A 14,833-nucleotide genomic window follows, 5' to 3' on the forward strand; every position below is an offset into this window, starting at 1 on the left:
AGCCGGCGATCGGTGGGGTGATCGCATGTCAGTGACAAAAATCAGATTTGCGGCTTCGGCTGCAGCGGAAGCGCCCTCCGATCCGCCTGTCGATCAGGGGCATCGCCATGAGGCCGGCGTCATTGCCTCGAGCGTCTATGCCCATGGCGTGCGCATCGCCGACATCCCGATCGAGGAAGCCGGCGAATGGTCGCGCAAGGACGGCCATGTCGTCTGGATCGGGTTGTTCGAGCCCGAACCCGCGCTCCTCAAATGCGTGCAGCAGCAGTTCAATCTGCATCCTCTGGCGGTCGAGGACGCGACCAATGCCCATCAGCGGCCGAAGCTCGAGCAATATGGCGATGCGCTCTTCGTCGTCGCCCGCACCGCCCAGATGGTCGACAAGCGCATCGCCTTCGGCGAGACCCACATCTTCGTCGGCCACGGCTACATCGTCAGCGTCCGGCACGGCGCCTCGACCTCGTATACCTCGGTCCGGCAGCATTGGGAGACCTGCCCGACCTCGCTGGCCAAGGGCGAGGACTTCATCCTCTACGCCATCCTCGATTTCATCGTCGACAACTACATGCCTGTGCTCGAGGCGATCCATGACGAGGTCGAGGAGATCGAGGACAAGGTCCTCGCCAAGCCGATGACGCGGGCCGACATCGAGCGGCTCTACATGCTCAGGCGCGACCTCCTGCGGCTGCGCAATGCCGCTGGCCCGCTCGTCGAGGTCTGCCAGCGCCTGACCAATGGCAGCGTCCCACAGGTGCGCCCGACGCTGGCGCCGATGTTCCGCGACGTGACCGACCATGTCCGCACCGTGCAGGAGAAGATCGACAGCCTGCGCGAGGTGCTCGCCTTCGCCTTCGAGGCGAGCCTGCTCGTCGGCCAGAGCCAGGAGAATTCCATCACCAAGCGGCTCGCCTCCTGGGCGGCCATTCTCGCGGTGCCGACGGCGGTCGCCGGCATCTACGGCATGAACTTCAAGAACATGCCGGAACTCGAGATGCACTACGGCTACTATGTCGTGCTGGCCTTCATCGTCACCGCCTGCAGCACGCTCTACTGGCGCTTCAAGCGCAATGGCTGGCTCTGAATGGCGGCACTATCGGGCCTTTTCAATACGCTGGCCCGGCAAGGCGCTGATATGCGCGTCATTGACATCGGATACTGCAAGTTGAACCTTCTGGTTGTGATCGGCTGGCTACGCCGATAGGCGCGCCGCCGGGCACTGCATTGTTGACCTTGAGGCATGAGGGAGCGAGACAATGGCGGCCGCGGCGGAAACCAAGAAAAGACCACCGATCACCATGTATGTGCTGATCGGCATGATCCTCGGCGTCATCGTCGGCTATATGTGCAACATCAACTACCCGGACCCGAAGGTCGCCGGGCAGATCGCCGACAACATCAACATCATCACCACGGTGTTCCTGCGGCTGATCAAGATGATCATCGGCCCGCTGGTGCTCACCACGCTGATCGTCGGCATCGCCCATATGGGCGACACCTCCTCGATCGGCCGCGTCGGCATCAAGGCGCTCGGCTGGTTCATGATCGCCTCGCTGGTGTCGCTGGCGCTCGGGCTGATCCTGGCGAACCTTCTCCAGCCCGGCCACAATATCGGCCTGCCGCTGCCCGATGTCGGCGCCGCGACCAATCTCAAGACCTCCTCCTTTACGCTGAAGGACTTCATCACCCATCTCGTGCCGAAATCGGTGGCCGAGGCGCTCGCCACCAACGAAATCCTGCAGATCGTGGTGTTCTCGCTCTTCGCCGGCATCGCGCTCGCCTCGATGGGCGAGACCGGCAAGGCCCTGACCGAGATGATCGATCAGATGGCCCATCTGATGCTGAAGATCACCGGCATGGTGATGTATTTCGCGCCGATCGCCGTGTTCGCCGCCGTCGCCTCGACCATCACCACGCAGGGGCTCGGCATCCTCGTCACCTTCGCCAAATTCATGGGCTCGTTCTATCTCGGCCTGTTCCTGCTTTGGGGGCTCCTGGTCGTGGTCGGCTTCCTGATCCTGGGGCCGAGCGTCATGAGGCTCGTCAGCCTGGTCAAGGAGCCGTTCCTGATCTCCTTCTCCACGGCGAGTTCGGAGGCGGCCTATCCGAAGATGCTGGAGGCGCTCGATCGCTTCGGCGTCAGCCGCAAGATCTCCAGCTTCATGCTGCCGATGGGCTATTCCTTCAACCTCGACGGCAGCATGATGTACTGCACCTTCGCGGTGCTGTTCATCGCCCAGGCCTATGGCATCGAACTGTCCTGGGGCACGCAGATCTCGATGATGCTGCTGCTGATGCTGACCTCGAAGGGCATGGCCGGCGTGCCGCGCGCCTCGCTGGTCGTCATCGCGGCGACCCTGAACCAGTACAACATTCCCGAAGCCGGGCTGCTGCTGATCATGGGCGTCGACCAGTTCCTCGACATGGGCCGCTCCGCCACCAACGCCGTTGGCAATTCGATCGCGGTGGCGAGCGTCGCCAAATGGGAGGGGCAGCTCGGCGAGCCGATCGACGATCCGGTTGCCGCCGGAGCTTCGGGCGCTCTTGCCGGGCAGGCCGCCTGATCCGGCAGCCGCTCATCCAGGGATCACGGGGCGGCCATGCGGCCGCCCGAAAGGAGCGACGATGCGACGGCTCTTTGTCGGCCTGATCGCCGTATTCGGGTGCCTCGTCGGGACGGCGGTCTCCGCGCAGACCCAGTCGAACGCGCTCACCGGTACTCTGAAGAAGGCGCGCGATGCCGGGGCGGTGATCATCGGCTATCGCGAGGCTTCCTTCCCCTTCTCCTATCTCGACGTCAGGCGCGAGCCGATCGGCTATTCGATCGATCTCTGCCGGTTGATCGTCGACGCGATGAGCGACGAGCTCGGCCGCGAGCTGCAGCTGAAATGGGTTCCGGTCACCTCGGCATCGCGCTTCGATGCGCTGACCAAGGGCGAGATCGACCTCGAATGCGGCTCGACCACGCAGAACCGTGAGCGGCAGGGGACCGCAGCCTTCTCGCCGGTGATCTTCGTCGCCGGCACCAAGCTCATGGTCCGCAAGGATGCCGGTATCCGCTCATTCCGCGACCTGAGCGGGAAGACCGTGGTCGTGACCGCCGGCACCACCAACGAGAAGGCGATGAATGATCTCCAGGCGCGCTTCAAGACCGGCGCCACGATCGTCACCACGCCGGATCATGACCAGTCCTTCGCGCAGTTCATGGCCGGGAAGGCCGATGCCTATGCCGGCGACGACATCCTGCTCTACGGCATGATCGCGCGCGCCAAGGCCGAGGACAAGGTGATGGTGGTCGGCGACTTCCTCTCCTACGACCCCTACGGCATCATGTTCCGCCGCGACGATCCGGCGATGGCGGCGCTGGTCGACAGGATGTTCCGCACCATCGCCGAGAGCCGCGAACTCGAGCACAGCTATAATCGCTGGTTCATGCACAAGCTGCCGGGCGGAGAGCGCCTGCGCCTGCCGATGAGCGCGCAGCTGGAATCGATCTTCGGAACGCTGAGCGCGAAGCCTGATTAGCGTTCGATCGGGGTGAGACCGTCATTCCGGGGCAAGCGCGTAGCGCTTGAGCCCGGAACCCATGAACATGACGTTGCCGAACGGTCGCTGCCAATTGCCGAAGCGCCCTGACGCCGATCCCTCATGATCATGGATTCCGGGCTCGGCCCTTTGGGCCGCCCCGGAATGACGGGGCGGGCCCTAATCCGCCAGCCCGCAGGCGACGCCGGTCGCCTGCGCTTCCGCCTCGCTGCGGTCGAAGGCGCGGCGGACCACCACCCTGGCGACAACGAGCCCTTGCAGCGACGGCGAGACCACGCGCAGCTCCCGCGAGGTCTCGCCTTCCTCGTCATTGGCCAGCCGCTCGTCGAGCTGCTCCTGCGTCATCACCACGAATTCGAGCACGCCGCGGATCGCGGCCCGGTCGGTGATGGCATAGGCGACGCCGCCGCCACGGCGATGGACGGTGAGGCCGAGCGGCAGCGAGCCGGTACGCGCCACCACCCGCAGCGGACCAGCCGCAAGGTCGTAGCTGCAGACAGCGGCGACGCTGTTGGGATCGCTGTCGAGGAGGGCAGGCAGGCCCGCAGGCGGCGGCGTCACCAGTTCGGCGCGGCCGTTCGCGCCCAGCGCCGCATAGACGGTTGCCGCATCATGCGTCGCTAGGGTGGGTATACGCAGCACGGTGACGATGTGGACGATGCCGGCGAGCAGCAGTCCGGCCAGGGTCAGCAGCACGAGCCGCAGCAGGCCGCTGCCCAGCCGCGACAGAAACCGGCGCGGCGCATCCGCGTGGGTCGCCGGCGGGCGCTTCGCGGCCGGCATGACCCGGCTATCGTCGATCGCGCTCATCGGCAGTCGATCCTGGCGATGCGGGGGAGGGTGTCGGGCCTGAGCTCGCCGGCATGGCTCGATATCGGCGTGTCGTAGAGGCGCAGGCGCAGCTGGAAGCGACCTGCGGCCGGCAGCGGCAGCCAATTGCCGGCCTCGGGCGTCGCCGCCAGCACGATCCGCATGTTGCCGCGCTCGCCACGCACGATCTCGGCATCGGTGAAGCTCTCGCGCTCGACCGGCAGCTGCAGGGGGCGGCCCCGCGGGTCGGTGACGCCCAGCGACCAGCCGCGCGCCGGTGGCGTCGCCCCGCTGACGAGATAGCGGCAGCGCGCATCAAGTGCCTGCCCGGCATCGTCTTCCCCGGCAATCAACTCCAGCCCTTCGCCGGCGCCGAGCGGCAGGTGCACGCCGCGCGCCAGATAGGCCCGCATATAGGGATCGATGTCGCGCGCGCCGCTGTTCGGCCAGCTCGTCCAGGCGCCGACCTGCGCACGGCCGAACCAGGGCCGCTCCGCCACCGCGTAGCGGGCGGAGACAAGGCCGAGGCCGGCGCCGAGCGCGATCACATAGGCCAGCGGGAGGACGCGCATGGAACGATCCGGGTCCGCATGGGGAGCACGCTAGCGTATGGCGCTGAGGCCGGGCGCGGCCTCGCGGGTCCCGACCTGGACCGAGGCCCGGGCCGTCCGCGGCGTCTCGACCGCCTTGAACATCGCGCCGACCGAGGACAGCACCTCGAAGGATTTGCGCGGCATGTGGCCGGCGCTGGCGCCCGCTGCCGCGCCCGGATCGGCGGCTTTCGCTACCGCCGCCTTGGCGTCGCCCGGCTGCGGCGTCACGCCCGGGATCGGCTTCAGCTCGATGCCCTGATGCGCGAAGCCCATGATCTCCTTCCAGGTCATCGCCGGCAGCGAGCCGCCGGTCATGTTGTTGGTCTCGGAGGAATCGTCATTGCCGAACCAGACCGCGCCGACGAGGTTGCCGGTGTAGCCGACATACCAGGCGTCCTTGTAGCCATTGGTCGTGCCGGTCTTGCCGGCGCTGACGACGCCGTCGAGCGCGGCGCGCCGGCCGGTGCCGGCGGTCGGCACGGTCGAGAGCATCTGGTTCATCTCGAACGCGACCTGCGTGCTCAGCACCTGCGCCGGCGGCGGCTCGTCGCGGTCATGGCGGTAGATCTCCTCGCCGGCCGAGTTGCGGATGTCGAAGGCCGCATAAGGCTTGGCGCGCTTGCCGCCATTGGCGAAGACGGCATAGCCGGCGGCCTGCTCGATCACGGTGACCTCGCCGGCGCCGATCGGCAGCGAGACGGTGTCGGTCAGCGGCGTGGTCAGGCCCATGGCGCGGCAGGTCTCGACGATCTTCATCCGGCCGATGCGGGCGGCGCGGGCCTCGTGCGTCTCGCCGGTCGCCTTGCCGATCGCGATCGACATCTGCACCGGGATCGTGTTGATCGACTTCGCCAGCGCCACCGTCAGCGGCATCGAGCCGGCATAGGAGCGCCCGTAATTGTTCGGGCACCAGTTGCCGATGCAGACCGGCCGGTCGGTGACGATCGTGGTCGGCTTGTAGAGCCCGGCGCTCATCGCCGCCGCGTAGACATAAGGTTTGAACGAGGAGCCGGGCTGGCGCAGGCTCGACGTCGCCCGGTTGAACTGGCTCGCGCCGTAGTCGCGTCCGCCGACGATGGCGCGCACCGCCCCGTCAGGGTCCATGACCACCGTCGCCGCCTGCCGCGCGCGATACGCCGGGCCGTGCTGGCGCAGCACCGACTCGATCGCCTCGTCGGCACGCTTCTGGATCGCCGGGTCATGCGGGGTCTTGACCGTCAGCACCCGTTCCGGGCCGAGCTTGCCGTCCTCCGCGAGCTTGCGGATCTCGTCGAAGGCCCAGTCGAGATAGTAGTCCGGGCTGGCATCGCGCTTGCGGTCGATCGGCGTCGCCGGGTTGCGCCGGGCGGAATCGACCTGGCCGGCGGTCATGAAGCCGGCATCGACCATGGCGCCCAGCACATCGTTGGCGCGCGCCCGTGCCGCCGGCAGGTTGACGTGCGGAGCGAACTTGGTCGGCGCCTTGAACAAGCCAGCGAGCATTGCCGCCTCCGCCAGCGTCACGTTCTTCACCGACTTGCCGAAATAGTATTCGGCCGCCGCCGCGACGCCGAAGGTGCCGCCGCCCATATAGGCGCGGTCGAGATAGAGCTTGAGGATCTCGTTCTTGGTCAGCCGGTATTCCAGCCAGAGCGAGAGGAAGGCCTCCTTGATCTTGCGGTCGAGCGAACGCTCATTGCTGAGGAACAGGTTCTTCGCCAGTTGCTGGGTGATCGAGGAGCCGCCCTGGACCACGCCCGAGGCACGGGCGTTGACGGCGACGGCCCGGAAGGTGCCGATCACGTCGATGCCGAAATGGTCGTAGAAGCGCCGGTCCTCGGTCGCCAGTACTGCCTTGAGCAGGTGGTCGGGGAATTCCTCCAGCTTCAGCGAATCGTCATGGCGCGCGCCACGATGGCCGATCTCGGAGCCGTAGCGGTCGAGGAAGGTGACGGCGAAGACCTGGTTCTTCAGCGCCTCCTCGCGCCCTTCGCGGAAGGCCGGGATCGCCAGCATCAACATGACGATCGCGCCGGCGATGCCGACATTCAGCCCCTCGCTGGCGAATTCGGCGGCGAGCCGTTTCGGGCCGCTGACGGTCAGCCGGTCGGTGAGGCTGCGGATACGTTCATAGATCTCGCCGGCGCGGTGGCCGGCCGCATAGAGCGAGGCGTCGATCCACGAGTCGGCGCTCAGCGCGAGGCGCTTGAGACGGGTCGTCCAGCTCGCTTTCCTGAACTCCATCACGGTCGTGCGGCATCCTGAGCCTGCCGCGGGCGCGTGTCCGCGGTGTCCCGGGCCGGCCGGCGAAGACCGAGCCCGATCTCAGAAGGTAAGGGCTCGGGGCTCGGAACGGAAGTATGCGAAGGTGTGGTTGTCCGACAAAAAGGGTGTGTCGCCGAGCAATCAGCCCTTGGTGGCCAGCACTGCGAAGCGGGTCGAGGAGGCCAGCCGGAGCGCGTCGTGCAGGGCAGCGTTGCGCTGCTGCGCCCGGACCACCTGTGCATAATCGGCCGCCTCGATCCGCGAGAAGCCGGCCTGGCGCAGCATAGTGCCGAGCCGCTCGAAGCTCAGGCCCTCTCGGAAGAAGAAGCGCTTGGTGATCGAGTCGAAGGCGTCGCGATCGGCGGCGTGCGGGGTGGCGCCGGCGCGCTCGCGCAGGAAGGTCGCGGCGCGGTTGATCAGGCCCTGCAGCCAGGAGCGATTGATCCAGTCGCCGTCGATGACGAGCAGCTTGCCGCCGGGCTTGAGCACCCGGAACCATTCGGCGAAGGCCGCTTCAGGATCGGTCAGCGTCCAGACCAGATGGCGCGTCACCAGCGCGTCATAGGTCGCATCGTCGTCGAGCAGGTGCTCGGCATCGCCGGCGAGGATGCGGGCCTTGTCGCCATGCTTGGCGCGGGCGCGGGCCAGCATCTCCTCGGAGAAGTCGATGCCCGTGACCGTGTGGCCGAGCGAGAGCAGTGCGCGGGTGATCTCGCCGGTGCCGCAGGCGAGATCGAGCACCTCGCGCGGCTGCGTGCCGAAAGATTGCCGCAGCAGCGACTGGAAGGCGGCGAGCTCGGCATCCGATTTGATGGCATGGCCGACCTGGCTGTCGAAGCTGGCGGCCCGCCCGGACCAATAGGTCCGAATCTCCTCCTTGAGGGAGTAGTTGGCGCCAGGATTGGAAAGGCTGCTGTCTGACATCGGCGGTTCGTCAAGTTGAACTGGGAGGGTGTTATTCTGCCGCCTGGGCGGGAGCAAGCTGCGTATCGCCGCGGCTGCGCCTGCGGGCCGAGCCGTGGACGACAATGAAGGGCGTCTCGCCCTCGTTCGCCTCGACCCGCGCGACGACGCCGTAGACCTCTTCGAGCAAGGCCGGCGTGATGATCTCGCGCGGGGCGCCGAAGGCGGCGAGCCGGCCTTGCGACAGCACCATCACCTTGTCGGCGATGCGCAGCGCCTGGTTGAGGTCGTGGATCGCGATCAGCACGCAGATCTGCCGTTCTCGCGCCAGCCGCGAGACGAGGCTCAGCACCTCGAACTGGCGGTGCAGGTCGAGCGCGCTGGTCGGCTCGTCGAGCAGCATGATCTCGGGCCGGCGCACCAGGGTCTGGGCGATCGAGACGAGCTGGCGCTGGCCGCCCGAGAGCTCGCCGAGGCCGTGGAAGGCGAGATCGGCGATGTCGAGCGCATGCAGGGCTTCGTCGATCGCGGCGAGCTCGTCGTCGCCGACGCCCCAGGATCCGCCCTGCTTGCGGGCGAGCAGGATCGATTCGTAGACGGTCAGCACTGCATTCACCGCGGTGTCCTGCGGCAGATAGCAGGGCGTCTTGCCGGCGGAGCTTTCGACCTGAACTGCGCCGGCGCCCGGGATCAGCCCGGCGATCCGGCGGAACAGGCTCGACTTGCCGGCGGCGTTGGGGCCGATCACGGCGACGACCTCGCCGCCCTTCATCTCGGGCGTGGTGATCCCCGAGAGGATCTGGCGCTTGCCATAGGCGACGCCGACATCGCTGAGCGCGAGGCGCTTCACCATGAGCGCCTCCGGCTGGTCAGGATCAGGCTGAAGAAGAACGGCACGCCGACCAGTGCGGTGACGATGCTGATCGGGAAGATCAGCCCGGGGATCAGCGACTTCGAGACCACCGAGGAGGCCGAGAGCAGGGCCGCGCCGGCCAGAGCCGAGGCCGGCAGGAAGAAGCGCTGGTCCTCGCCGATCACCATGCGGGCGATATGCGGGCCGACGAGGCCGATGAAGCCGATCGTGCCGACGAAGGAGACCGGCACCGCCGCGAGCAGGGCGACGAGCAGCATGGTCTCGAGCCGCAGGCGCCTGACGTCGATGCCGAAGCTCGCCGCCTTCTCGTCGCCGAGCCGCAAGGTCGTCAGCGCCCAGGCCCGGCGCGCGAACAGCGGCAGGCAGAAGACGAGCACGGTCGCGGTGATGGCGAGCTTGTGCCAGTTCGCCTTGGTCAGCGAGCCCATCATCCAGAAGACGACGGCCCCCAGCGCCTGCTCCGAGGCGAAGAACTGCAGCAGCGAGAGCAGGGCATTGAAGGTGAAGACCAGCGCGATGCCGAGCAGCACCACCGTCTCGGTGGTGACGCCGCGGCGCTGGCTGAGCAGGTGGATCAGCAGCGAGGCTCCCATCGCCATGATGAAGGCGTTGAGCGGCACGATGTAGTCGATCGCGAGCGGCACGATCGAGACGCCGAAGACTAGCGCCAGCGCCGCCCCGAAGCTCGCCGCGGCTGAGATGCCGAGCGTGAACGGGCTGGCGAGCGGGTTGTTCAGCACCGTCTGCATCTGCGCGCCGGCGATGGCGAGCGAAGCGCCGGTGACGACCGCCATCAGCGCGACCGGCAGGCGGATGTCCCAGATCACGACGCGGACCGCAGCCGGGGCGGTCGAGGGCGAGATCAGCGCGTTGACCACTTCGATCACGCTGTAGCGGGCCGGACCGAGCATCAGGTCGACGATCAGGCAGACCAGCAGCACGGCGGCGAAGCCGGCGAGGATCAGCTTGCGGCGCAGCGCCAGCGCCCTGTAGGCGTCGCGGCCCTGGGCGCTGCGTGGAGCTTCCACCTGCTGGGTCACGATCTCGTCCGCGCTGGCGGGGGCCAGACTCATTTGCCCGCCTCGAGCGAGACCCAGAGGCCGGGCTCATAGGGCAGCGGCAGGAAGCGCTCGTGCAGCACTTTCATGGTCGCGCCCGGATCGACGTCCTTGAACAGATCCGGATGCAGCCACTTAGCGATCTCCTGGATCGCCACGAACTGGTAGGGGCTGTTGTAGAACTGGTGCCAGATGCCGTGGACGCGGCCGTTCTTGACCGCTGCGGTCTGCGCGAAGGCCGGGCGCTTCATCAGGTTGGTCAGCTTGCGCCGCGCCTCGGTCATATCGGCGCCGTAGCCGAGGCCGACCCAGGCGCCGCCGGGGACATAGCCGTCCCAGTTGCTGCCGGTGACGATCACGACATCGGGATTGTCGGCGACGATGCGCTCGGGGTTGACCGTGCCGAAGGTGCCGGGAATCAGCGGCTCCGCCAGGTTCCGGCCGCCGGCGAAGTCGACCATCTTACCGAAGTTCTCATTGCCGAAGGACATGCAGCAATCGTCGGAATAGCCGCCGGCGCGCTCGATCATGACGAGCGGGCGCTTGAGGTCCTTGGCACCGGCCAGGCGATCGGTCACGACCTTGATCTGCTCGGCGCGAAACTTGATGAAGTCTTCCGCCACCTGCTCCTTACCGAAGAGCTTGCCGATCAGCCGCATCGACGGCTCGGTGTGCTCGAACGGCTTCTCGCGGAAGTCGACGTAGACCACGGGGACGCCGACCGAGGCGAGCTTCTCGACCAGCTTGGCCTCGTCGCTGGCGATCTTGGCCTCGATGTTGAGGAAGAGCACGTCGGGCTTGAGCGCGATCGCCTGCTCGATGTCGAAGGCGCCTTCCTTCATCCCGCCGAAGGTCGGCAGCTTGGCGATCTCAGGATAGCGTTTCGCATAGGCGCGAAAGGTTTCGGGATCGGCCTTGCCGAGATCGTCGCGCCAGCCGACGACGCGCTTGAACGGCTCGTCCTTGTCGAGCGCTCCGACGAAATACATCTGTCGGCCCTCGCCGAGGATGATCCGCTTGACCGGTGCCTCGACCTCGACCTTGCGGCCGACGATGTCGGTGACGGTGACCTTCTCGGCCAGCGCGGGCAGGCTGGTGACCGCCAGGCCCGCGGTGATGGTAAAGGCGCGCAGCAGATGTCGGCGGGTCAGCATCGAAACGGCTCGTGAACGAGGGAATTCTTCTCTCCGTTAGGGCGATCCGTGTATTGGGTCAATTTTCATAGCTTATAATTCCTCTAAACAAAGATTAGAATAAATATAAGAAATGTGACCGGGATGCGCATGATGCGGCGGTTGCACGCTTCCCTCCATGGCTTCGCCGGGGCATAAGCGGTCATGGCCGACGCGATGACCGACAGCACGCCCTTCTGGCGCAGCAAGACGCTCGAGGAGATGACCGAGGCGGAGTGGGAATCGCTCTGCGACGGCTGCGGGCGCTGCTGCCTGGTCAAGCTCGAGGATGAGGACAGCGGCAAGATTCACGCGACCGATATCGGCTGTCGCCTGTTCGATGCCGGGACCTGCCGTTGCCATGACTACGCCAATCGCTCGAAGACGGTGCCGGATTGCGTCACGCTGACGCCGGATGCGGTGCGTACCCTGTCCTGGCTGCCGCCGACCTGCGCCTATCGTCTGCTTGGGGAGGGCAGGGATCTGCCCTGGTGGCATCCGCTCGTCTCCGGTGATCCTCAGACGGTCATCGCCGCGGGCGTGTCGGTCCGGGGCAAGGTCCACGCCAATGAGGACGAAGTCGGCGAGGAGGAGATCGTCGAGCGCATCGTCGCCTGGCCGCTGCGCTGGCCGAAGGCGGCGCGTGGCGAAAAGCGTTGAAAGCGCTCGTGCTGTGGCGACGTTGGGTCAACTTGCCACGGCATGCTCATTGATTGTTCATCCGGTTTTCGGCATGACCACCCGCGCATCCGGTGCGCTGCAATAAGCGGGTACCGCAAATGCGAAACCATGTGGGCGCGCCGGCGTTGTTGATGCCGGCGACCAACCTTGGGAAAGGCAGGCTATGGCAGGGCAGAAGTGGGTCTACACCTTCGGCGACGGCAAGGCCGAAGGCGAGGCGGGCATGAAGAACCTGCTCGGCGGCAAGGGCGCGAACCTGGCCGAGATGAGCAATCTGGGGCTTCCGGTGCCTCCGGGCTTCACCATCACCACTGAGGTCTGCACCTGGTATTACGATCACGACAAGAGCTTTCCGGCCGAGCTGGACGGTGAGGTCAAGGATGCGCTCGCCGGCATGGCCAAGCTGACGGGCAAGACCTTCGGCGACCCGGCGAACCCGCTGCTGGTCTCGGTCCGCTCCGGCGCCCGCGCCTCGATGCCGGGCATGATGGACACCGTCCTCAATCTCGGCCTCAACGACGTCACCGTCGAGGCGGTGGCCAAGGCCTCGGGCGATGCCCGCTTCGCCTATGACAGCTATCGCCGCTTCATCACCATGTACTCGAACGTCGTGCTCGACATCGACCACGGCCATTTCGAGGAGGCGCTCGAGGACTACAAGGAGCGCAAGGGCCTCAATCTCGACACCGATCTCAAGGCCGATGACTGGAAGGTGCTGGTCGGCAAGTACAAGGAGATCGTCAGGAAGGAGCTCGGCTCCGACTTCCCGCAGGATCCGCAGCAGCAGCTCTGGGGCGCGGTCGGCGCCGTCTTCTCGTCCTGGATGAACGCCCGCGCCATCAAGTACCGCGAGCTCAACAGCATCCCGGCCTCCTGGGGCACGGCGGTCAATGTCCAGTCGATGGTCTTCGGCAATATGGGCGAGACCTCGGCGACCGGCGTCGCCTTCACCCGCAATCCCTCGACCGGCGAGAACGCGCTCTATGGCGAGTTCCTGATCAACGCCCAGGGCGAGGACGTCGTCGCCGGCATCCGCACCCCGCAGGACATCACCGAGGCCGCCAAGCTCGCCGCCAAATCCGACAAGCCTTCGATGGAGAAGGCGATGCCGGAGGCCTATGCCGAGCTCTGCCGCATCTACGGCATCCTCGAGAAGCATTACCGCGACATGCAGGACATGGAGTTCACCATCCAGGAGGGCAAGCTCTGGATGCTGCAGACTCGGTCCGGCAAGCGCACCGCCAAGGCGGCGCTCAGGATCGCGGTCGAGCTTGCCCGCGAAGGCCTGATCACCGAGACCGAAGCGGTCGGCCGCGTCGAGCCCGGCGCGCTCGACCAGCTCCTGCATCCGACCATCGACACCAAGGCCGAGCGCCGCGTGCTGACCGCCGGCCTGCCGGCTTCGCCCGGCGCCGCCGCTGGCGAGATCGTCTTCACCTCCGAGGCGGCCGAGGCCGGCAAGAAGGCCGGCAAGAAGGTCATCCTCGTCCGTGTCGAGACCTCGCCTGAGGACATTCACGGCATGCACGCCGCCGAGGGCATCCTGACCACGCGCGGTGGCATGACCTCGCATGCCGCGGTCGTGGCGCGCGGCATGGGCAAGCCTTGCGTCTCCGGCGCCGGCCAGATCCGCGTCGACTACGCCAAGGGCACGATGAGCGTCGGGCCGACCACGCTGAAGGCCGGCGACTTCGTTACCATCGACGGCAGCAACGGCCAGGTGCTGCTCGGCGAGGTCAAGATGCAGCAGCCCGAGCTCTCCGGCGATTTCCGGACCCTGATGGGCTGGGCCGACAAGGTCCGCCGCCTCAAGATCCGGGCCAATGCCGAGACGCCGCGCGACGCCAAGGCGGCCCGTGAGTTCGGCGCCGAGGGCATCGGCCTCAGCCGCACCGAGCATATGTTCTTCGATGCCGGCCGCATCCTCTCCGTGCGCGAGATGATCCTGGCCGAGGACGAGAAGGGCAGGCGTGCCGCGCTCGCCAAGCTGCTGCCGATGCAGCGCCAGGACTTCGTCGAGCTCTTCACCATCATGCAGGGCCTGCCGGTGACGATCCGCCTGCTCGATCCGCCGCTGCACGAGTTCCTGCCGCAGACCGATGACGAGATCGCCGAGGTCGCCGCAGCCATGGGCACGACCGTTGACAAGCTGAAGCGCCGCGCCGCCGAGCTGCACGAGGTCAACCCGATGCTCGGTTTCCGCGGCGTGCGCCTCGCCGTCGCCTATCCCGAGATCGCCGAGATGCAGGCGCGCGCGATCTTCGAGGCGGCGGTGATCGCTGCCAAGGAGACCGGCCACCCGGTCATTCCGGAGGTCATGGTTCCGCTCGTCATGGGCGTGCCCGAGCTCGACCTGGTCAAGGGCCGGATCGATGCGATGGCGGAAGCCGTGAAGAAGGAGAGCGGCAGCGCGTTTACCTATCAGGTCGGCACCATGATCGAGCTGCCGCGTGCCGCGCTGCGGGCGGAGGAGATCGCCAAGAGCGCCGAATTCTTCTCCTTCGGCACCAACGACCTGACGCAGACTGCGCTCGGCATCAGCCGCGACGATGCCGGCTCCTTCCTCGGCTCCTACACGGCCCGCGGCTTGCTCGAATCCGATCCCTTCGTGACGATCGACCAGGACGGCGTCGGCGAGCTGGTCCGGATCGCCGTCGAGCGTGGCCGCAAGGCGCGGCCGGACATCAAGCTCGGCATCTGCGGCGAGCATGGCGGCGACCCGGCCTCGATCGGCTTCTGCGAGAGCGTTGGGCTGGATTACGTCTCCTGCTCGCCCTTCCGCGTGCCGATCGCCCGGCTTGCCGCCGCGCAGGCGGCTTTGGGGGCGATCAAGGCCAAGGACGCCTGAAACGCTCCTCGTCATTGCGAGGAGCAGAGCAACGAAGCAATCCAGGGGCGGCAGAGCTCGACATCTCCTGGATTGCTTCGCTCCGCTCGCAATGACGGGAACCAGTC

At 66.8% G+C, this 14,833-nt stretch carries 12 protein-coding genes; 5 read left to right on the forward strand and 7 right to left on the reverse strand.

Going from position 1 to position 14,833, the window contains the following annotated elements:
- Positions 1-31 precede the first annotated feature (31 nt).
- The 3 genes from corA (at position 32) to AC3WLC_RS12930 (ending at position 3,522) form a co-directional block, all read left to right on the forward strand.
- Entirely contained in the window at positions 32-1,081 is a 1,050-nt protein-coding gene (gene corA / locus AC3WLC_RS12920; protein WP_493684554.1) for a magnesium/cobalt transporter CorA, read from the forward strand.
- 172 nt (positions 1,082-1,253) lie between these two features.
- On the forward strand, positions 1,254-2,561 hold the full coding sequence (locus AC3WLC_RS12925) for a dicarboxylate/amino acid:cation symporter (RefSeq protein ID WP_493684303.1): 1,308 nt from the start codon (positions 1,254-1,256) through the stop codon (positions 2,559-2,561).
- 61 nt (positions 2,562-2,622) lie between these two features.
- On the forward strand, positions 2,623-3,522 hold the full coding sequence (locus tag AC3WLC_RS12930) for an amino acid ABC transporter substrate-binding protein (RefSeq protein WP_493684304.1): 900 nt from the start codon (positions 2,623-2,625) through the stop codon (positions 3,520-3,522).
- A gap of 180 nt (positions 3,523-3,702) precedes the next feature.
- Here AC3WLC_RS12930 and AC3WLC_RS12935 read toward each other — a convergent pair whose 3' ends face one another.
- The 7 genes from AC3WLC_RS12935 to AC3WLC_RS12965 form a co-directional block, all read right to left on the reverse strand.
- A complete protein-coding gene (locus AC3WLC_RS12935; protein WP_493684305.1) occupies positions 3,703-4,353 on the reverse strand; it encodes a hypothetical protein in 651 nt (216 codons plus the stop codon).
- Entirely contained in the window at positions 4,350-4,925 is a 576-nt protein-coding gene (locus AC3WLC_RS12940; RefSeq protein WP_493684306.1) for a DUF1214 domain-containing protein, read from the reverse strand. The genes AC3WLC_RS12935 and AC3WLC_RS12940 overlap by 4 nt, the downstream gene beginning before the upstream one ends.
- A gap of 30 nt (positions 4,926-4,955) precedes the next feature.
- On the reverse strand, positions 4,956-7,169 hold the full coding sequence (locus AC3WLC_RS12945) for a transglycosylase domain-containing protein (RefSeq protein WP_493684307.1): 2,214 nt from the start codon (positions 7,167-7,169) through the stop codon (positions 4,956-4,958).
- Between the two features lie 162 nt (positions 7,170-7,331).
- Positions 7,332-8,114: a class I SAM-dependent methyltransferase gene (locus AC3WLC_RS12950; protein ID WP_493684308.1), complete on the reverse strand. Its 783-nt coding sequence runs from the start codon at positions 8,112-8,114 to the stop codon at positions 7,332-7,334.
- A gap of 31 nt (positions 8,115-8,145) precedes the next feature.
- Complete coding sequence (locus tag AC3WLC_RS12955; RefSeq protein ID WP_493684555.1) at positions 8,146-8,943, reverse strand: ABC transporter ATP-binding protein; 798 nt, start codon at positions 8,941-8,943, stop codon at positions 8,146-8,148.
- Complete coding sequence (locus AC3WLC_RS12960; RefSeq protein WP_493684309.1) at positions 8,940-10,040, reverse strand: FecCD family ABC transporter permease; 1,101 nt, start codon at positions 10,038-10,040, stop codon at positions 8,940-8,942. The genes AC3WLC_RS12955 and AC3WLC_RS12960 overlap by 4 nt, the downstream gene beginning before the upstream one ends.
- A complete protein-coding gene (locus AC3WLC_RS12965; RefSeq protein ID WP_493684310.1) occupies positions 10,037-11,179 on the reverse strand; it encodes an ABC transporter substrate-binding protein in 1,143 nt (380 codons plus the stop codon). The genes AC3WLC_RS12960 and AC3WLC_RS12965 overlap by 4 nt, the downstream gene beginning before the upstream one ends.
- Positions 11,180-11,362: 183 nt before the next feature.
- Here AC3WLC_RS12965 and AC3WLC_RS12970 point away from each other — a divergent pair, with 183 nt between their 5' ends.
- Entirely contained in the window at positions 11,363-11,857 is a 495-nt protein-coding gene (locus AC3WLC_RS12970; RefSeq protein WP_346357232.1) for a YcgN family cysteine cluster protein, read from the forward strand.
- A gap of 184 nt (positions 11,858-12,041) precedes the next feature.
- Positions 12,042-14,726 (forward strand): pyruvate, phosphate dikinase, encoded by a 2,685-nt coding sequence (gene ppdK, locus AC3WLC_RS12975; protein ID WP_493684311.1) that lies wholly within the window; start codon positions 12,042-12,044, stop codon positions 14,724-14,726.
- Positions 14,727-14,833 lie beyond the last annotated feature (107 nt).

It is taken from the genome of Allobosea sp. GW821-FHT03A12, from assembly GCF_058986765.1.